This window comes from Polaromonas sp. P1_E11, from assembly GCF_056405995.1.
The window spans coordinates 968697-987466 of record NZ_JBFUBA010000001.1; the positions used below are offsets into that span (position 1 = coordinate 968697).

General features: G+C 59.7%; 19 protein-coding genes. All 19 read right to left on the minus strand.

Annotated elements, in window-relative coordinates; genetic code table 11:
• Positions 1-7 precede the first annotated feature (7 nt).
• On the minus strand, positions 8-757 hold the full coding sequence (recO, locus tag AC1D11_RS04840) for a DNA repair protein RecO (RefSeq protein ID WP_477649951.1): 750 nt from the start codon (positions 755-757) through the stop codon (positions 8-10).
• A gap of 153 nt (positions 758-910) precedes the next feature.
• A complete protein-coding gene (gene era / locus AC1D11_RS04845) occupies positions 911-1858 on the minus strand; it encodes a GTPase Era (protein ID WP_477649955.1) in 948 nt (315 codons plus the stop codon).
• A 171-nt stretch (positions 1859-2029) separates the two neighbouring features.
• Entirely contained in the window at positions 2030-2731 is a 702-nt protein-coding gene (gene rnc / locus AC1D11_RS04850) for a ribonuclease III (RefSeq protein ID WP_457279375.1), read from the minus strand.
• Positions 2732-3073, minus strand: a complete 342-nt coding sequence (locus tag AC1D11_RS04855; protein WP_477649952.1) for a DUF4845 domain-containing protein — start codon at positions 3071-3073, stop codon at positions 2732-2734.
• 70 nt (positions 3074-3143) lie between these two features.
• On the minus strand, positions 3144-4115 hold the full coding sequence (gene lepB, locus AC1D11_RS04860) for a signal peptidase I (protein ID WP_477649953.1): 972 nt from the start codon (positions 4113-4115) through the stop codon (positions 3144-3146).
• A gap of 11 nt (positions 4116-4126) precedes the next feature.
• Complete coding sequence (lepA, locus tag AC1D11_RS04865) at positions 4127-5938, minus strand: translation elongation factor 4 (protein WP_477650936.1); 1812 nt, start codon at positions 5936-5938, stop codon at positions 4127-4129.
• Positions 5939-6506: 568 nt separating this feature from the next.
• A complete protein-coding gene (locus AC1D11_RS04870) occupies positions 6507-7970 on the minus strand; it encodes a DegQ family serine endoprotease (protein WP_477647338.1) in 1464 nt (487 codons plus the stop codon).
• 122 nt (positions 7971-8092) lie between these two features.
• Positions 8093-9067 (minus strand): MucB/RseB C-terminal domain-containing protein, encoded by a 975-nt coding sequence (locus AC1D11_RS04875; RefSeq protein ID WP_477650937.1) that lies wholly within the window; start codon positions 9065-9067, stop codon positions 8093-8095.
• Positions 9068-9157: 90 nt separating this feature from the next.
• Positions 9158-9778 carry a sigma-E factor negative regulatory protein gene (locus AC1D11_RS04880; RefSeq protein WP_477651435.1) on the minus strand — a complete coding sequence of 207 codons (621 nt, stop codon included), beginning with the start codon at positions 9776-9778 and terminating at the stop codon, positions 9158-9160.
• 91 nt (positions 9779-9869) lie between these two features.
• The gene (gene rpoE / locus AC1D11_RS04885) at positions 9870-10514 is read right to left on the minus strand and encodes an RNA polymerase sigma factor RpoE (protein WP_457279382.1); all 645 of its coding nucleotides are present in this window, start codon (positions 10512-10514) and stop codon (positions 9870-9872) included.
• A complete protein-coding gene (locus AC1D11_RS04890; protein WP_477647240.1) occupies positions 10511-11053 on the minus strand; it encodes a hypothetical protein in 543 nt (180 codons plus the stop codon). The genes rpoE and AC1D11_RS04890 overlap by 4 nt, the downstream gene beginning before the upstream one ends.
• Positions 11054-11084: 31 nt before the next feature.
• Complete coding sequence (gene fabF, locus AC1D11_RS04895) at positions 11085-12329, minus strand: beta-ketoacyl-ACP synthase II (RefSeq protein ID WP_477650938.1); 1245 nt, start codon at positions 12327-12329, stop codon at positions 11085-11087.
• An 82-nt stretch (positions 12330-12411) separates the two neighbouring features.
• A complete protein-coding gene (gene acpP, locus AC1D11_RS04900) occupies positions 12412-12651 on the minus strand; it encodes an acyl carrier protein (protein ID WP_011484542.1) in 240 nt (79 codons plus the stop codon).
• Between the two features lie 159 nt (positions 12652-12810).
• A complete protein-coding gene (gene fabG, locus AC1D11_RS04905) occupies positions 12811-13557 on the minus strand; it encodes a 3-oxoacyl-ACP reductase FabG (protein WP_477647242.1) in 747 nt (248 codons plus the stop codon).
• Positions 13554-14504 (minus strand): ACP S-malonyltransferase, encoded by a 951-nt coding sequence (gene fabD / locus AC1D11_RS04910; RefSeq protein ID WP_477647243.1) that lies wholly within the window; start codon positions 14502-14504, stop codon positions 13554-13556. The genes fabG and fabD overlap by 4 nt, the downstream gene beginning before the upstream one ends.
• Before the next feature lie 91 nt (positions 14505-14595).
• Positions 14596-15237, minus strand: coding sequence for a hypothetical protein (locus AC1D11_RS04915; protein ID WP_477647244.1), 642 nt, complete (start codon positions 15235-15237; stop codon positions 14596-14598).
• Positions 15218-16582 (minus strand): sialidase family protein, encoded by a 1365-nt coding sequence (locus tag AC1D11_RS04920; protein ID WP_477647245.1) that lies wholly within the window; start codon positions 16580-16582, stop codon positions 15218-15220. Before AC1D11_RS04920 ends, AC1D11_RS04915 begins: the two co-directional genes overlap by 20 nt.
• Before the next feature lie 44 nt (positions 16583-16626).
• Positions 16627-17604 carry a beta-ketoacyl-ACP synthase III gene (locus AC1D11_RS04925; protein WP_477647246.1) on the minus strand — a complete coding sequence of 326 codons (978 nt, stop codon included), beginning with the start codon at positions 17602-17604 and terminating at the stop codon, positions 16627-16629.
• Positions 17604-18719 (minus strand): phosphate acyltransferase PlsX, encoded by a 1116-nt coding sequence (plsX, locus tag AC1D11_RS04930; RefSeq protein WP_477647247.1) that lies wholly within the window; start codon positions 18717-18719, stop codon positions 17604-17606. The genes AC1D11_RS04925 and plsX overlap by 1 nt, the downstream gene beginning before the upstream one ends.
• Between the last annotated feature and the right edge of the window lie 51 nt (positions 18720-18770).

Consider the following 18770-nt stretch of genomic DNA (forward strand, 5'->3'; position numbering starts at 1 on the left):
TTGCTCGTTAGAAAGCTTGCAGGTCCATCATCATTTGCCGGGTTTTCAGGACCTTCACGCCACAATGGTAGTGCAGCAGGCTGCGCAACTGGGTTTTGAGCTCACTGAAACCGGGGATACAGGCCCGTACGGTGTCGGAAAACAGGGCCTCGTCGCCCAGCGCCTGCTGCAGCGCCTGCCATTGCCCGCCGGGCAGGCTGACGCGGTCGTCGTCATGCGCCTGCCGTAGCCCGGCCTCAGGCACCAGTACATAGCGGGTGTCCGGGCCCAGCGGCGCCAGCGTGGCGGTTTCTGCGTCCAGAAGGGGTAAAAGACCGATGTCGCGCAGCAGCCGCAACTCGAATGCGCGCAGCGCCAGCTGCAGGGTTTCGGCACTTTGTGCAGCGATCAATTGCACCGTGGCGGCGTAGGCGTCAAACAGCACCGGATGCGGATCGTCACGCGCCATCAGGCGCATGAGCAACTCGTTGAGGTAATAGCCCGACAGCAATGCATCCCCCGTGGGCATGACGTGACCGCCCTGCCACTCAGCGCTTTTCAGGGTGCGGATTTCAGCATCGCCGCCAAAGGCGATATGCAGCGGCTGCAGCGGCAACAGGATCGGCCGGAAACTGGAGCTCGGCTTTTTGGCCCCCCGCGCCACCAGAGCCACCCGGCCATATTTCCGGGTAAACACCTCCAGAATCAGGCTGGACTCGCTCCAGTCGTAGCGATGCAGGACGTAGGCGGGCTCGTCACCAATACGTTTGGTGGCCATGGTTCAGAGCGTCAGGCGGAAAACCCGCAGCAGGCACTGTGCCGATTCCCCCTTCAAGCAGGGGCCGTGGAACCGGCTTCGCCGGGCCACAGGCGCAGCGGCCCCCTCGGGGGGCAGGGAGCTACACGAAGTGAGCGACCGTGGGGGCCACATCTACTCATACCCGAACGTCTTGACCCGTGCCTCGTCATCGGCCCAGCCGGAGCGGACTTTCACCCAGATTTCCAGGAACACCTTGCCGCCGGTCAGGGTCTCAAGCTCGTGCCGGGCTTCAGTGCCGATGCGTTTGAGCTTTTCACCCTTCTCGCCAATGATCATGCCCTTGTGGCCGTCGCGTTCCACCACGATGGTGGCGGCAATCTTGCGCAGGGCACCCTCTTCTTCATACTGGTCAATGATGACCGTTGAGGTGTAGGGAAGCTCGTCCCCCGTCAGGCGGAACAGCTTTTCACGGATGATTTCGGCCGCCATGAAGCGATCGCTGCGGTCTGTCAATTCGTCGGCACCATACATCCAGGGCTGGACCGGCAGGTATTTTTCGCAGATGCCGAACAGGCGCTCGATGTCCTTGGCGTTGTTGGCCGACATGGGCACGAACTCGGCGAAATTGTGCCGCTCCTGCATTTCCTTGAGCCAGGGCGCGATCTCGGCACGGCGGTGAATCAAATCAAACTTGTTAGCCAGCAAAATTGCGGGTGTCTTTTCGGGCAGCAGGGCCAGAACCTTGGCGTCGGCCTGGTTGAACTGGCCGGCTTCCACCACAAAGACAATCAGGTCCACATCATTGACGGCGCCGACCACGGTGCGGTTCAGCGAACGGTTCAGCGCGTTGCCATGCCGGGTCTGGAAGCCCGGCGTGTCCACGAAGACATACTGCGTTGCCTTGACCGTGCGCATGCCGGTGATGCGGTGGCGCGTGGTCTGGGCCTTGCGTGAGGTGATGCTGATCTTTTGCCCCACCAGGGCATTGAGCAGGGTGGACTTGCCCACGTTGGGCTTGCCGACGATGGCGATCAGGCCGCAGCGCTGCTCGCCGGCGGACGATGTGTCAGCAGCGGCGGGCACAGCCGCGCCGCGCGAGGACAGCGCCTGCGCCAGCATGGCTTCCAGCGCATCGGGCGGCTGCACGGCTTCCGGGGCTTTGGCTTGACGCTTTTTCGGCGCGACTGCAGAGGGAGTCGCCACAGCAGCTACCGGTTTTTTCGGTTCTTTTTTACCTGTACTCATAATCTTGGTGTGTTGGCCTGCGGCCTTCGGGCTGCCGGCTCGGAGTCAGGAATCCAGTGTCTTGACAAACATCAGCATGGCGGCAGCGGCGGCTTGTTCGCCGGCCCGGCGGGAGCCGCCGATCCCGCGCTCGGCCCGGCCATACTCGGTGATCTCGCATTCCACATCGAAGGTCTGCTTGTGGGCCGCACCCATGGTGCCCACCACGCGGTAAATCGGCAGGTTCATTTTGCGCCCCTGCAGCCACTCCTGCAATTCGGTTTTCGGATCTTTGCCGATAGCCTGCATCTGGGGGTTGATTTCCACGTCCTTGAACAGCCGGCGCACCAGCAGGTTGGCCGCCTCAAAGCCGGCGTCCAGGTAAACGGCGCCTATGACAGCTTCCAGCGCATCGGCGAGAATGGAGGGCCGCTTCTGTCCGCCGGATTTTGCCTCACCCTCACCCAGCCGTACCAGGTCCGGCAGGCCAAGCACGACAGCAAGTTTGTGCAGGGTGTCCTGCTTGACAAGGTTGGCCCGCACACGTGAAAGGTCGCCCTCAGGCAGGGTGCTCAGTTGCTCGTAGAGCAGCCCCGCGACAGCCAGGTTCAGGACGGAATCGCCCAGAAACTCGATGCGTTCGTTATGGTCGGTCGAAAAGCTGCGGTGCGTCAGCGCTTGCTGGAGCAGCCTTGGGTCGGAAAAATCATGCTGCAGGCGCTTTTGCAATGCCAGCAGACCAGGACTTGAGGTAGCACTCGCTCGCACTTACTTGGCACGGCCGTTGTACTTGAGCAGCAGATAAGCTGGACCGGCCATGTGGATTTCCTTGTTATAGGCAAAAGCCACCACAGTTTTGTCACCCTCTTTGGTCACTTCGATATCTTTGGCGGTAATTGACTTGATGTCGTCAATCTGGGCAGCCTTGTCAAAAATAGTCCTGGCTTCTGCCACGGTGTTGCCTTCCCTGGCCTTGCCGGCGGCCTTGAGGATGGCCTGATATTCAATCAGCGTCGGGGCAACCTGGGCAGCCAAAATGCCGCCACACACAAGAACAATGCCCACAAACAGAAGGCCAATAAAGGAAATGCCACGTTGACGATGTTTCATTTTTTCTCCTGCTCTGACTAGGAAGTCCTGTCGTATTGCCCCTGGTACACCAAAGTGTGCCCAAAAGCGACTATTCGAAAGAACCGATACGCTTGAGGTTGCCGAAATTCATCCAGACAAAAAAGGCCTTGCCGACAATGTTTTTATCGGGAACAAACCCCCAATAGCGGGAATCCAGCGAATTATCGCGGTTATCGCCCATCATGAAATACTGCCCCTCAGGCACCTTGCAAACAACGCCTTCGCTACTGTAACGGCAATTTTCCTTGAAAGGAAAGTCCATGACCTCCCGCTCATCGAGGCCGCCCCGCCGGGAGTCGTCATTCAGCAGGCGGTATTTCTTTGCCCCATTGACCTCTTCGAACTGTTTGGCGTAACGCAAAATATCTTCGTCAAAGAAGTCGGGCAAAGGCGTCTTGACCAAAGGCTTGCCATTAATGGTCAGCTTCTTGTTCAGGTAGGCAACCTCATCCCCGGGCACCCCCACCACCCGCTTGATGTAATCCAGGCTCGGTTTTGGCGGGTAGCGAAACACCATCACATCCCCGCGCTGCGGGGTGTTGTTGTCCAGTACCTTGATATTGAGCACCGGCAGCCGAACGCCGTAATGGAATTTATTGACCAGGATCAGGTCGTTGACGAGCAGCGTCGGGATCATGGAGCCGGAAGGAATCTTGAAGGGCTCAAACAGGAAGGAGCGCAACAGGAAAACCACCACGATCACCGGGAAAAGGCCGGCGGTCCAGTCCAGCCACCAGGGTTGCATGATGAGCCGGGTTCTGGCTTCGTCAACATGGTTGTCGACCTGGCTGATGCCTTTGCCGGCGAGCTCAGCCTGCCGCCTGGCCGCACTTTCCTCAAACGCCGCCGCCGCACGGTAGCGCTGCGGCAAAAAGTAAAACCGCTCGGCCAGCCAGTAAATCCCGGTGACCACAGAGGCCAGGAACAGCAGCAGGGAAAAGTTTCCGTCCACGATGCCGAAGTACCAGGCAGCGCCATAACCCACAAAGGCGGCCAGCACCACGGCCGTGATCGTGCTCATTGCGCCGCGCATCAATCTTCCACCTGCAAAATGGCCAGGAAGGCCTCTTGGGGGACTTCAACGGAACCGATTTGTTTCATGCGTTTTTTACCCGCTTTTTGTTTTTCAAGGAGCTTGCGTTTGCGTGAAATATCGCCGCCGTAGCACTTGGCGATCACGTTTTTGCGCAGCGCCTTGATTGTCTCACGCGCAATAATGTTGGCCCCGATCGCCGCCTGGATGGCCACATCGAATTGCTGCCGGGAAATGATCTCACGCATTTTGGCCACGACCGCCCGTCCGCGGTAAGCCGACTGGCTGCGGTGGACGATGATGGACAGCGCATCGACCTTCTCGCCGTTCAGCAAGATATCCACCTTGACCACATCGGAGGCCCGAAATTCCTTGAATTCGTAGTCCATCGACGCGTAGCCGCGGGAGACGGACTTGAGCTTGTCAAAGAAGTCCAGCACGATCTCGCCCAGCGGCATTTCGTAGGTCAGCATGACCTGCTTGCCGTGATAGGCCATGTTCAGCTGGACGCCGCGCTTCTGGTTGGCCAGCGTCATCACGGCGCCCACGTAGTCCTGCGGCATATACAAGTGCACGGTCACGATGGGCTCACGGATCTCGTTAACCTTTCCGCCGTCGGGAATTTTGGAGGGATTTTCAACCTTGAGGAGGGTTCCGTCGGATTGGAGAACTTCATAGACCACACTGGGGGCCGTCGTGATCAGGTCCTGATCGAATTCCCGCTCGAGCCGCTCCTGGACGATCTCCATGTGCAGCAGCCCCAGGAAACCGCAGCGAAACCCGAAACCCAGTGCCTCGCTAACCTCCGGCTCATAGTGCAGCGACGCATCATTGAGCTTGAGTTTTTCCAGTGCGTCGCGCAGGGATTCGTATTCGCTGGCCTCTGAAGGATACAGGCCGGCAAACACCGCAGGCTGGATTTCCTTGAAGCCGGGCAAGGCCTCGGTGGCGGTAAAGGCAGCACCGCCTGTCCCAGGCTTGATCAGGGTCACGGTGTCGCCGACCCGCGCCGCCTGAAGCTCCTTGATGCCCGCGATGACAAAACCCACCTCGCCGGATTCGAGTGCCTGGCGAGACTCGGTATGCGGAGTGAAGACACCTAATTGCTCGGCGTTGTACATCGCCTCGCTGGCCATCAGCTTGATACGGTCACCCTTGGCAAGCCGGCCGTCCACAACACGCACCAGCATGACGACGCCCACATAAGCGTCGTACCAACTGTCAATGATCATGGCACGCAGCGGGCCGCCTGGATTACCTTTGGGCGGCGGAATCCTGGCAACGACGGCCTCCAGGATTTCATCGATGCCCATGCCCGTCTTGGCACTGCAGGGGATCGCATCGGTCGCGTCGATGCCGATCACTTCTTCGATTTCCTGCTTGGCGTTGTCGGGGTCGGCTTGCGGCAAATCCATTTTATTGAGTACCGGCACGACTTCCACGCCTAGGTCCAGCGCGGTGTAGCAGTTGGCGACTGTCTGCGCTTCCACACCCTGGCTGGCGTCCACCACCAGCAGCGCACCCTCGCATGCGGACAGCGAGCGGCTGACTTCATAAGAGAAGTCGACGTGGCCCGGCGTGTCGATCAGATTGAGGTTGTAGACCTCGCCGTTGAGTGCCTTGTATTTGAGCGCAGCGGTCTGCGCCTTGATGGTTATCCCACGCTCTTTTTCAATATCCATCGAATCCAGAACCTGCGCACTCATCTCTCTGTCCTGCAAACCGCCGCAGCGCTGGATGAGACGGTCAGCCAGCGTGGATTTGCCATGATCAATGTGGGCAATGATCGAAAAATTTCTGATGTGATTCATCAACGAGAACGCCTAAGTACTTGAAAGTATTGCGAAGAGATTGAATGGAATTCGCGTGGGCCATAAAAAAGGGCGCGTCGAGTAGCGACGCGCCCTGAACCAACAATCTATGGCAACTGCGATAGTTGGAACTTCATTGTAGGCAAAAAGCCGGAGTCGAACAGTCCCGAAATGGCCATATTTTTGCCGTTGCAGGCTAGCAACATGAATCTTATGCACAACTTATTCACAATTTTATACTGCTTGTCTCTGGACAACTTGTGGGTGATCTGTGGAGCGTTCGGTATTACTCAAAATAAAGAGAGAAACCGAGCCTTTAACGATTCCGATATATCGAAATAGCGCAGGCGGGAGCTCATATTCTACCGAAAACGGTCCGTGGATCGTTTTATTGTGAGCGTTCACTAACAAATAATCCGGTCAGCCTCCTCGCAAAATATATTTTTACGGACCACCAATTCCCGCGTCAGGCGGCAAAAACCCCCATAGCCCGGCAGGGTATGGGGGTTAATGGGAGCCTCTCGGCTCATGCCGTTTCGCTGCGAAAAAGAGACCTACAGCAGCGCTTTCAGCGAGATGGCCTGATCAGCGCATATTGCGCCCACTCGCCCCGCCGGAACAACACGTTGATGGCCTTGGACTTGTCGATTTTGGCGAGGGCCGCTTCAAATTCCTTGACGCTGGTGACTTCGGAGTTGGCAATCGCCACAATCACGTCGCCTTCTTTCAGGCCGGCCCGCGCAGCAGTCCCTTCGGCTGTGTCCACCTTGACGCCACCCTTGATCTTCAGCTCCTTCTTCTGCGCGTCGGGCACTTCACTAACGGCCAGACCTAAAACTTGCGCGGCGCCCGCCACCGGGGGCTTGGGTTCGGGGCCGGCCGAAGCCTTACGCGCCGGTTTTTCGGCCTCGACCTCGCCAATCGTGACCGAAAGGTCCTTGCTCGCGCCGCGCCTGAAGACAGTCACCACGGCCTTGGTACCCGGCTTCACATTGCCGACCATGCGCGGCAAGTCGCTGGATTTTTCAATCGGCTTACCGTCGAACTTGATGATGATGTCGCCGGCTTCCACGCCCGCTTTTTCTGCGGGTGCGCCGCTCTCAACACCCCGAACCAGTGCGCCCTGGGCCTTGCCCAGGCCAATCGATTCCGCCACCTCTTTTGTGACCTGGTCGATCTGCACACCGATGCGGCCCCGCGTCACCTTGCCGCTCGTGCGCAGCTGATCGGACACGCGCGCTGCTTCGTCTATGGGGATGGAAAAGGAAATTCCCTGGAAGCCGCCGGAGCGCGAATAGATCTGGCTGTTGATACCCACTACTTCACCGCGCATATTGATCAGGGGCCCGCCGGAGTTGCCGGGGTTGATGGCAACGTCGGTCTGGATAAAGGGCAGGTAGTCGCCGGTATCCCGCTGCTTGGCACTCACAATACCTGCGGTCACGGTGTTTTCCAGGCCAAATGGCGAACCGATGGCCATCACCCATTCCCCGACCTTGAGGCGGTTGATGTCGCCGATCTTCACTGCGGGCAGCCCCGTCGCCTCAATCTTGACGACAGCAACGTCACTGCGCTTGTCCGCACCGATGATTTTGGCTTTGAATTCGCGCTTGTCGGTCAAGGTGACGATGACTTCATCGGCGCCTTCCACCACATGCGCGTTGGTCATCACAAAGCCGTCGGCCGTCAGGATGAAACCCGACCCGACGCCGCGCGGCTGATCTTCGTCAGGCTGAGGGCTGCGGTCCGGCCGGGGTGCGCGAGGCATATTGGGGGGGACCGGTATGCCAAAGCGCTTGAAAAATTCCAGCATCTGTTCATCGGCACTTCCGGAAGCCGCTGCCTTGGATTTTTCCAGTGTGCGGATATTGACCACCGAAGGACCCACCTGCTCCACCAGGTCTGTGAAATCCGGCAATGTACGGTTCTGCGCCCAGACAGGCGCGACCGGCAGCACCGCCAGGACCGCAGTGCTTCCTACGACGGCCGCAGTCAGGCAGGAGCGCAGGGGTTTCCAGTTCAATTCAAGCATCATCAGCCTCGTCATAAATGTTGTCATACGGCCATCACACCCGGCGGCAACCAAGGCTGGCGCCGGAGAAAACTGTTGCAGCACGTGGGCCCCGAGAAAAGTACCAGGAGCGCCGGCGCATATTATTTCTTGCGCTCCAGCCCACTCGCAAAAAGCTTCAAGGTGCCCATCGGGACTTCGCCCATCACGGTGACCCAATAGGCGTCGAGCTGCCGGGTAATCGTCTGGGTGGCGCCCATCGACAAGCTCGATTCCTGACCGTGGCGCTGGCGGTCGAACGGTTCAACAAAAATTGACACCGACGCCAAACCATCCGAGAAAATCCACTGCAGGGGCTCTTCACCCGTCGCAGTGCCGGCAGGTGCCGGTGCCGTCGCCGGCCGCTTGTAGCAACTCATGGGTTTGAAGCCCGCCACAGGCGCCTTCAGGAGCCAGCCTTCCACGCTTGCCGTGGTCTTCACGAGAACAGGTTTTTCCACACGGTAACCGTCGACCTTGCCCATCATCTGGAGGAGCTTGTCCATTTTGACCGGTGCATCGAGCTGCAATTCTGAAAATGCCGCCTGCTCCAGGACCTTGCCGTCCGTATCGAGCGTCTGCAGCTTCACGACCAGGCCCTTCTTCTGTTCTGTCCAGACCCGGTAGCCAAACCGCATGTTGTCTTTGGGCGCCAGCAGCACGATATCGGCTTCGACGCCCGCCACGCGCTCGGTACCCTCCTGACGGACCTTGTAATAGTCGGCAATCCGGTTATCGGTTGACTGCAGCAACTGGGGGAACATACCCAGCGACTCGCGCTTTTCACTGCGAACCACCTTGTGGTCCGGCATGAAGGTGACCACCTGGTCGTTGTGGCGAAAAATCGAGCGCGGCGCCCCCGTCAGCGTTTCTACCCGCTCCATTTGCTGGTCGCCCTCGCAAACATGCCAAATCTTCGCACTGGACATGGCGCCACCGGAAGAGACGACAAAGGTGCCGATGTACGAGCGCTTTTTGGAAGCCTCATGCATGCGCATCAGCCAATCGTTGATGTTGCGGGATTCCACAGGCGTCGCAGCAGGGGCTGGTGGCGACACCTGCGCCGCTACAAAATTCATAGCTGGTAGCGCACATCCCGCAAGGGCTAGAAGGCGAAATAGCTTGAACTTCATGGTATTTCCAAAGCCGGGCGGCAAGCAGGCGCGCGCTCAGCGCCCTGCATTTTGCGGCGTTTCAAAGGTGGCATTGCGCAAGAAGCCCGAGGGCTCCTGCAGGGCCGACGTACCCCCCAGCTGCTTGTGGGCAGCCAGCAGTTCCTCCAGCCGGGCGTCCCGCACCATTGGACCCTGGGGCGAAGCAACCACCACTTGCTGTGACAGCGGCGCCTGGGCAAGCTGCGGTGCCGAGCCGGGCACCAGCAAGCCGGAAGCATTCCACGCAATGGCAACCACTGCGGCGAGCGAGGCAAATCCTGCCACCAGCTTCCAGCGGAAATCACTGTCATTGGCGGCTTCGTCGTGCGGCGGGGACATTGCTTGCACGGGGACCTGAACGACATCCACGGCCGGAGCAGCAAGGTGAAAACTCGAACCGGCAGGGGTTTCAAGGGCAAGACGCTGGTTCAGGCGCGCCAAAAAGGCCACGTCCGCCCCTTTGGTCCGAAGCGCAGGAGATCGCAAAGCATCACCAATCAGGTGATAGGTGTCCCAGGCGGCGACCGCTGAATCGTCGTGCCGGCTGGCATCGAGCGCAGCCACAAGTTCGTCCCCGTCCAATTGACCATCGGCCAGGGCAGACATGAGTTCACTGGTTTGCATTGACGGTTTCATCATGTTCGTGGGCAGCGGAACTGCCGTTTTGAAAGGCTCAAAATACGGGATCTAATTCGTGGGTTCATTGGGGCTCCTGGGTGCTGCGGCCTCACCAGCGCTTGCCGCTCTGGTTTTCCAGCAAGGGTTTCACCTTCTGCGAAATTGCCTCACGCGCCCTGAAAATCCGGGACCGCACTGTACCGATGGGGCAATCCATCGCCTCTGAAATCTCTTCGTAGCTCAGCCCTTCTATTTCACGCAGGGTAATGGCCTGGCGAAGCTCCTCAGGCAAGGCTTCCATGGCGGCATTGATGATTTCCGCAATTTCCTTGGTGGCCAGCACGGCTTCCGGCGTTTCCGAGCTTGTTAGTTCGTTTTCAAGCGGGGAAGTTTCATCGCTTTCATCGCTTTGGCCCGATTTAAAGGAGTTTTCAGAGACGGTTGGATCCCGTTTAAGGTCCATCAGGGCCTTTTTGGCGGTATTCACCGCGATCCGGTAAAGCCATGTGTAGAACTGGGCCTCGCCCCTGAACTGCGCCAGGGCCCTGTAGGCGCGGATGAACGTTTCCTGGGCGATATCTTCCACCAGGTCCACATCGCGCACCATACGGCCTATCAGGCGCTGGATGCGCCGCTGGTATTTGATGACCAGCAGCTCATATGCCTTCTGGTCGCCTGCAACGGTGCGCTCCACCAGCATGGCATCGCTGTCGGTTGCTTTTTCCAGTTGAGGCGGAGGCAGGTCAGCGCTCATGGGTTTTGTGACGTGGCTTCAACTGGGCGCATAGACCCCGATACTGCCACAGCCAGCACGGGTTCTGCCGGCAGAAAATCATGCGGCGACAAGGTGGAAGACGACTTGTGCGGCGAGTAGACCGCGCGGCGCAGGTCCAGCCATCGCTCCGGCATGACGCCGCGCTCCACCCAGAGCCACAACCGTGCGTGAGCAGAATTTTCAAGCCGAAGCAGTAAATAGTGTTGGAAATCGGCAAGGACTGAAAGCTCATATTCGGCGACGCCCGCCTGGTATCCCGGGCTCTCCCAGCGCCACACTTCGCCATCCCATGCCAAGTGGCCCGACGGAGAATTTCGCCAACCGATATGTGCTGCCACACCAGCGCCCAACGCGGCAGTAAGTGCCAGGCCGATGCGCCAATCCAGCTGACGGCTTCCATTGAAATACCAGAGCATGGCTAAAAGCAGCCCGGACAGCCATAAACCCAACAAAAGAGTGCCCAGAAAACGCGAACGCCCCAGCGGATAAACAACCGGCGGGGCGTTGTGCAGGCTCAAGGCAGGCTGTTGGACGTGCGTGAGCCGGGAATCAGGCGCGCTTGAAGACCAGCGTACCGTTGGTGCCGCCGAACCCGAAATTGTTTTTGACGGCAACCTCGATTTTTGCGTCACGCGCGGTATTGGCACAGTAGTCCAGGTCGCACTCGGGATCCTGGTTGAAGATATTGATGGTCGGCGGAATTTTCTGGTGATACAGCGAAAGCACCGTAAACACCGACTCAATGCCGCCGGCGCCGCCCAAAAGGTGACCCGTCATGGATTTGGTCGAGCTGACCACCATGTTTTTGGCGTGGCTGCCGAACGCGGCTTTAACGGCATTTGTTTCGTTCAGGTCGCCCAACGGCGTGGACGTGCCATGCGCATTGAGGTATTGGACTTCGTCGGCATTGACACCTGCGTTCTTCAACGCCATGACCATGGAGCGGCGCGGTCCGTCGACATCGGGCGCTGTCATGTGATATGCGTCTGCGCTCATGCCGAACCCGGTCAGTTCAGCATAAATTCTGGCGCCCCGCGCTTTGGCATGCTCGTACTCTTCGAGAACCAGCACACCGCCGCCCTCGCCCAGCACAAAACCATCACGGTCCTTGTCCCAGGGGCGAGACGCTGTTTTAGGGTCTTCGTTGCGGGTGGACAGGGCACGCGCTGCGGCAAAGCCGCCTACGCCGAGCGGAGAGACGCAGGACTCAGCGCCACCGGCCACCATCACGTCGCAATCGCCATATTCAATCATGCGCGCCGACAGGCCGATCGCATGAAGTCCCGTCGTACACGCAGTTACGACCGCGACGTTCGGGCCTTTAAAACCGAATTTGATGGATACATGCCCGGAAATCATGTTGATGATCGAGGCAGGTACAAAAAACGGAGACACCCGGCGCGGGCCGCGATTGACCAGCTCGGAATGCATTTGCTCGATCATCGGCAAACCGCCGATGCCCGAACCGATATTGCAGCCAATGCGGGTCGCCAGTTCGCCGTCGAGCGCCTCGCCTGTCGGCAGGCCGCTGTCGGCCACCGCCTGGCAAGCCGCGGCCAGACCCAGATGAATGAAGCGATCCATGTGCCGCGCTTCTTTTTCGGGAATGTAATCCGCGATATTGAAGCCTTTGACCTCACCGGCAAATTTGCAGGCAAAACTGCTTGCATCAAACTGCGTGATCAGATCAATTCCGGGCACACCGGCAATCAGATTGGCCCAGGATTCAGCCACGGTATTACCTACCGGGCTGACACAACCCAGACCTGTCACGACGACACGACGACGGCTCATTCAGAAATCCTGAGAAAGACCCGAAAAGCCCTGGAATGACTTTTCAGGCTTGATGACGGCGAAGGCAGGCGAAAGCCTTGCCTCAAGCCTTTTGATGGGTGTTTGCGTAGTCAATCGCGTTCTGGACGGTGGTGATCTTCTCGGCGTCTTCGTCGGGAATCTCAATGCCGAACTCGTCTTCCAGAGCCATAACCAGTTCTACGGTGTCAAGGGAGTCAGCGCCCAGATCGGCCACAAAGGCTTTTTCGCTGGTGACCTGGCCTTCTTCCACGCCGAGTTGTTCGGCAATGATTTTCTTAACACGTGCTTCGATATCGCTCATAGTTCCCTCTGAGGGTTGTAAATTAATCCGTGATTTTACCGCGTTAGAGTCGTTTCCCTAAGCACCGCGCCGGACGGATAAAAACCGGCTTCGATTTCCCGTGTTTTACCACTGTCAGCCCGCTGTTTTCATGAAACTGCAGGGCTGACGCTTCAAGAGCTACATATACATGCCGCCGTTGACGTGAATCTCCTGGCCTGTAATGTAGGCCGCCTGTGGACTCGCCACAAAGGCCACAGCGTGCGCAATGTCTTGCGGTTTGCCAAGATGGCCCAGCGGGATCTGCCCTAAAAGGGCTTTTTGCTGCTCTTCCGGCAATCCGGCGGTCATGTCGGTCTCGATAAAGCCCGGCGCGACGCAATTGACGGTGATGTTACGCGAGCCGAGTTCGCGCGCCAGTGCGCGCGTCATGCCGGCCACGCCGGCCTTGGCTGCCGCGTAATTGGATTGGCCCGCGTTGCCCGAGGCACCAACGACGGATGTGATGCTGACGATGCGGCCGTAGCGCTGCTTCATCATGGTGCGCATCACGGCGCGGCTCATGCGGAACACGGCCTTGAGGTTGGTGTCCAGCACCGCATCCCAATCGTCATCCTTGAGCCGCATTGCCAGCATGTCGCGCGTGATGCCCGCATTGTTGACCAGCACCTGCAGGCCACCGTGCTCCTTGACGATGGCGTCAATCAGCGCTTCGGCGGCGGTAACGTCGTTCACATTCAGGTTTTTGCCGGCGCACCCAGGGAAAGCCGCAAGGGCCTGGCCGATTTTGGCCGCGCCTTCATCGCTGGTCGCCGTGCCTATCACTTTGAGGCCTTTTTGGGCCAGCTCCAGCGCAATGGCCGCGCCAATACCGCGCGATGCGCCGGTGACCAGTGCGACCTGGCCTTCAAACTTGACTTCGCTCATGCCAGTAACTCCTTCACTTCCGCCAGGGAGGCGGGATCAAACAGAGGGACACCCGTCAATTCGGAATCGATTCTTTTGGCCATGCCGGCCAGCACCTTGCCAGGCCCGCACTCGACCAGCGTCGTGAGGCCGCGTGCCTTGATGGCCTGCACGCATTCCACCCAGCGCACGGGGCCGAAAGCCTGCCTGTACAGCGCCGCGCGAATGCGGTCAGCGTCAGTCTCGACGGCTACCTCGATGTTGTTGATGACCGGGATTTTCGGCGCTGCGAATTCGATGGCGGCCAGCTTCTCGCGCAGCTTCTCGGCTGCAGGCTTCATCAGGCTGGAGTGGAAGGGAGCCGACACCGGCAGGGGCAAGGCGCGCTTGGCACCGTTGGCCTTGAGCACTTCGCAGGCTTTCTCAACCGCAGCCTTGCTGCCCGCGATGACGGTCTGCATCGGGTCGTTGAAATTGACGGCTTCGACCACTTCGTTGGTGTTGGCCCCGAAGCTGAGTGCGGCCTCGGCGCAGCCTTCAATCACTTTGGAGGCTTCCATGCCCAGAATGGCCGCCATCGCGCCTACGCCGACCGGGACCGCGTCCTGCATGGCCTGCGCACGAAAGCGCACCAACGGCGCGGCTTGCGTGAGCGTCAACACGCCGGAAGCCACCAGCGCGGAGTATTCACCCAGCGAATGGCCCGCCACGGCGGCCGGCGCGGCACCGGTCTCGGCTATCCAGGCGCGGTAAGCCGCCACACCGGCAACCAGCATGACAGGCTGCGTGTTCGTGGTCAGCGCCAGCGCCTCCTTGGGGCCGTCCTTGATCAGCCGGCCGACATCCTCGCCGAGCGCCTCGGAGGCCTCGGCCAGCGTCTGTGCGACCACAGGATGGTCGCCCCAGGCGTCCAGCATGCCGACCGACTGCGAGCCCTGGCCGGGAAAAACAATAGCAAACGATTTCAAATAATTACTCCATGGGTCGAATTCTTGGGCGCCGAAAAGCATCCGCATGCATTTTAAGAAGATGAACAGTCATTTTTTGAAGCACAGTCTGTCAGACTGACGACGGCATAGCGCCACTGTGCGCACCACGCAGCCGTGCAAAACCCCATCCGACAGCCGATTTGACGCACTGATAAATAGCCGCAACGGCCAACCAGGGGTCTATCAGGTAGTCCCACAGATTGGTGGACTCCAGCGCCCCCGCAGCCCAGGCCAGTAAAGCCAAAGCTGCCAGCACGGGCAGCAAACGAAATCCCCTGGCCCAGCATGCCAGCGACAGCGACAGAAGCGCCGCCCACAGAACTGGCGAACCCCAGCCCAGCCGGTAGGCATCCCAGTCACCCCAGCCCAGGGCCAACGGGTACAAGAACAATGCGCCCACAGCAAGGACAACGCTCACCAGCATGCGCTCGCGGCGATCCATGAAGCGGGCGCCCGACAGTCGCCGGTACATGCCCAGACAGGCGAGAGCCACCAAAGAAATGCTCAGGTCCGAACTGATGCCGCGCACATAGGCCACGAGCGGTAAACGGGCCGGCCCCACCGGGCACCACAAAAGTACAAACACCGCAGCAGTAGCAAACTTGCCCCACGGCGCGACGCCACGCCGCCAGCCCAGCAGCCGCAGGCAGCCGGCGCTGAGCACCAGATCAATGCCGAGCAAGGCGATCAGATCATTTGCCGGAGGAAGCATGGCCGGTCGCCGCTTGCGCGGCCTGGAGGGTTTGCAGGGGATCCAGCCGCACGTGCTTGATGCGCGTGCGATGCCAGGTATAGATCAGGTGCAGGTAGCCGTCGCGGCTTTGCAGCAGGTAGGGATAGGAAAACTCCTGGGAGCAGCTCTGGCCACCGCACAGTTGACGCCGCGCGCTGGCCACATAGGCCTGAGCTTCGTCGTCGCGGGCGCCGCGGGCCTTGAGTTCCTGCGTCAACAGGCGCTCGTAGTCACCGAGGGACGTGCGGGCCTGCGGATTTGCGGACGACTCCACAATCCATGGCGCCACCCCATCAAACGAGCCGCCCGCCTCGGTTTGCAGCAAGGCCAGCATTTCGCGATTTCGGGGTGCCGGGTTCAGGGCCAGCCATTGCGTACCGGTGTTCGTCACGACGCCGGCCACGGCGGAGTCCGGATTGGGCCAGATGCTTGCATGCGCGCGCGACCAGGTCTTGCCGGAATCCGTGGTGTCTGAAACCATCAGCGCCGTGGCATTGCCTGAACGCATATAGACCTGCGCCTTCTTTGGCCCCGAAATCAGCACAACCGGCTGCAGACCGGTGCGGCTACCGGGAACGCGAACTTTGTCGACGACCTGGCCCAGAGCGTTGATGCGCAGGACTTCGCCGAATTTGGTGACGAACTCGTGGTACACCGGCAAGCCGGTCTCGCCGCTTTCAAAGCTGACGGGTGCTCCTTTGACCAGCGTACTGATGTTCAGGAAAGGCGACGTCACCAGGCGGCGCGGCACGCTCCAGGTCGCGCCCTCATCCGTGGAGCGTGCCCAGCTGATGGAGCTGCCCGCCCATCCGCCCAATGAAACGTTGACCATCCACAGGCAGAGCGAGCCATCGGGCGCGCGGGCAATCACCGGATTGCCCAGTTTCTTGACATAGCGCCACAGGCCTTGCTGAAGTGTTTGACGGTTGAACAACGTGCTTTCCGCGCTCCAGCGCAGGCTGGCGGGGTCCATCACCGCGGTCTGGATGGTGACATCCCCCGCGCCTTCGCGCGAGCCCGAAAACCAGACCGCGCGCAAGCGGCCATCGCGCAACTCCACGAGGGAGGCCGCATGCACGGCCTGGCCGGGAGAAGATGAGACAAATTGCGCATCAAAACGAAAACGGCCGTCCGGCGAAATCTGCTGCGCCGGCAAGCCGGTGCGTTGCACGGATTTGACGGCATCAGCCGGAGGGCTGGCCGGCAATGCCGCAAAAGGGGTGGCCGGCGGGCGCTGCAGGATTTTCCATCCAGCCAGGGCGAAAGCCAACACCAGCAAGGCTGCTGCAAGGCGATCCCATACACCGGACGGTCTGAAATTCAAATGCCCACCTGTCTGTGAAAGCCTGGCAGATGGGTGGGAGCCACTCAATAGTTGAGAAGCACCGCACCCCAGGTAAAGCCGCCGCCCACGCCTTCGAGCATGAGGGTGTCGCCTTTTTGGATCTTGCCGCTGCGCACAGCCACATCCAGCGCGAGCGGGATAGAAGCCGCGGAGGTGTTTCCATGCTGGTCGACGGTGACAATCAGCTTCTCGAGCGGCATCTTCAGTTTTTTGGCCGTGCTCTGCATGATGCGGATGTTGGCCTGGTGTGGAATCAGCCAGTCGATGTCGGCATCGGTCATGTCGGCTTTTGCCAGCGTAGCGCGCGCGGCGCTTTCAAGCACGCCCACAGCCAGCTTGAACACGGCCTGGCCATCCATCTTGAGCAAGGGGTCGCCCAGGATCTGACCACCCGAGACACTGCCCGGCACACACAGGATGCCGACATGCTTGCCGTCGGCATGCAGGTCACTGGCAAGAATGCCGGGCGTGTCCGAGGCTTCAAGCACCACGGCGCCGGCGCCGTCGCCAAAAAGCACACAGGTGGTCCGGTCTGAAAAGTCCAGGATGCGCGAGAATACCTCCGCGCCGATCACCAGCGCTTTGCTGGCCGAACCGGTGCGAATCATTGCGTCGGCCACGGTCAATGCATAGACGAACCCGCTGCACACAGCTTGCACGTCAAAGGCCGGGCAACCGGCGATGCCCAGTTTGTTCTGCAAAATGCAGGCCGCCGAGGGAAACACCATGTCCGGAGTCGAGGTCGCCACGATGATGAGGTCGATGTCAGCAGCCTGTAGACCCGCAGCCTGCAGGGCATTTTTGGCGGCTTCCACACCCAGGTCGCTGCTGGTCACGTCGGGCGCGGCAAAGTGGCGGGCCCGGATGCCGGTGCGCTCCACAATCCATTCATCGGAGGTTTCCACACCCCGGGTCGCCAGGTCGGCGGCCAGTTCGGCATTGGTCAGTCGGCGCGGCGGCAAATAACTACCGGTGCCGGTGATGCGTGAGTAACGGGTCATTAATAAGTGGCCGGTGTTGAGACTGCTGAGTCAACTGGCATTGAGGAGGTGTCGGCCGGCGCATCAGCAGGGGGCGTCGCCTGCGCTGCCACCAGCAAAGGGGCCGCATGGGCAATGCGTTCGCGCACCCTCTCAAGCAAATTGTTCCGAGCCGCATCATAAGCCCGATTCAGCGCCGTCTCAAAGGCGAAGGCATCCGCTGAGCCGTGGCTTTTGAAAACCAGACCCTGCAGGCCGAGCAAGGCAGCGCCGTTGTAACGCCTGTGATCAACTCGATTTTTAAACGCAGTTAACACCGGATAAGCAATGATTGCGGCGATTTTCGTCAAGATATTGCGGGAGAACTCAGCTTTTATGAAGCCACCAATCATGCTCGCAAGGCCTTCGCTGGCCTTGAGTGCGACGTTGCCCACAAAACCGTCACAGACGACGATATCGGTCGTTCCCTTGAAAATATCGTTACCTTCGACATTTCCGTAAAAATTCAAATCACCGGAATTAGACGCAGAACGCAACAATTCGCCGGCTTTTTTGATAATTTCGCTGCCTTTTATCGCTTCTTCGCCAATATTGAGCAGGCCGACACTGGGCGTGGGGTTGCTGGTGATGGCCGCCACCAGAGCGGATCCCATCACGGCAAACTGCAGCAGGTGATCTTCGGTGCAGTCGACGTTGGCCCCCAAGTCCAGCACCGTGGTGGCGCCACCCAGGGCATTGGGCAACTGGGTCGCAATGGCTGGACGGTCTATGCCCTCCAGGGTTTTGAGGACGTAACGGGCAATGGCCATCAAGGCGCCGGTATTGCCGGCCGACACTGCCGCCTGGGCCACGCCATCCTTGACCTGATTCATCGCGACCCGCATCGAGGAGTTCTTCTTGCGCCGCAAGGCGATCTCGATGGGATCGTCCATGGTGACAATCTCGCTGGCCGGAACGATCTGGCAGCGCGGATGGGCTTGAAGGCGGGGGTACAACGGGTGCCCGGCGAGGACTTCGGGCTGGCCGACCAGCACCACAGCAGCATCCGGATGACCATCCAGGAAAGCCAGGCTGGCTGGGAGCGTGACGGCCGGGCCGATATCGCCGCCCATGGCATCGACAGCGATCCTGATCATGAGGAGACCGGTGCAGTCAAGAGAGAGTGGAATTCAGGCAAAAGAAAGGCC

Coding starts and splice junctions, on each gene's coding strand:
- recO (WP_477649951.1), bottom strand. CDS start 757: ATGGCCACCAAACGTATTGGTGACGAGCCCGCCTACGTCCTGCATCGC.
- lepA (WP_477650936.1), bottom strand. CDS start 5,938: ATGAATCACATCAGAAATTTTTCGATCATTGCCCACATTGATCATGGC.
- plsX (WP_477647247.1), bottom strand. CDS start 18,719: ATGATCAGGATCGCTGTCGATGCCATGGGCGGCGATATCGGCCCGGCC.
- fabG (WP_477647242.1), bottom strand. CDS start 13,557: ATGAGCGAAGTCAAGTTTGAAGGCCAGGTCGCACTGGTCACCGGCGCA.
- AC1D11_RS04880 (WP_477651435.1), bottom strand. CDS start 9,778: ATGAAACCGTCAATGCAAACCAGTGAACTCATGTCTGCCCTGGCCGAT.
- AC1D11_RS04855 (WP_477649952.1), bottom strand. CDS start 3,073: ATGAAACATCGTCAACGTGGCATTTCCTTTATTGGCCTTCTGTTTGTG.
- AC1D11_RS04870 (WP_477647338.1), bottom strand. CDS start 7,970: ATGCTTGAATTGAACTGGAAACCCCTGCGCTCCTGCCTGACTGCGGCC.
- fabF (WP_477650938.1), bottom strand. CDS start 12,329: ATGAGCCGTCGTCGTGTCGTCGTGACAGGTCTGGGTTGTGTCAGCCCG.
- AC1D11_RS04915 (WP_477647244.1), bottom strand. CDS start 15,237: ATGCTTCCTCCGGCAAATGATCTGATCGCCTTGCTCGGCATTGATCTG.
- AC1D11_RS04875 (WP_477650937.1), bottom strand. CDS start 9,067: ATGAATTTTGTAGCGGCGCAGGTGTCGCCACCAGCCCCTGCTGCGACG.
- era (WP_477649955.1), bottom strand. CDS start 1,858: ATGCTGGCGCAGGCGCTGTCCTCGCGCGGCGCGGCTGTGCCCGCCGCT.
- lepB (WP_477649953.1), bottom strand. CDS start 4,115: ATGAGCACGATCACGGCCGTGGTGCTGGCCGCCTTTGTGGGTTATGGC.
- rpoE (WP_457279382.1), bottom strand. CDS start 10,514: ATGAGCGCTGACCTGCCTCCGCCTCAACTGGAAAAAGCAACCGACAGC.
- AC1D11_RS04925 (WP_477647246.1), bottom strand. CDS start 17,604: ATGACCCGTTACTCACGCATCACCGGCACCGGTAGTTATTTGCCGCCG.
- acpP (WP_011484542.1), bottom strand. CDS start 12,651: ATGAGCGATATCGAAGCACGTGTTAAGAAAATCATTGCCGAACAACTC.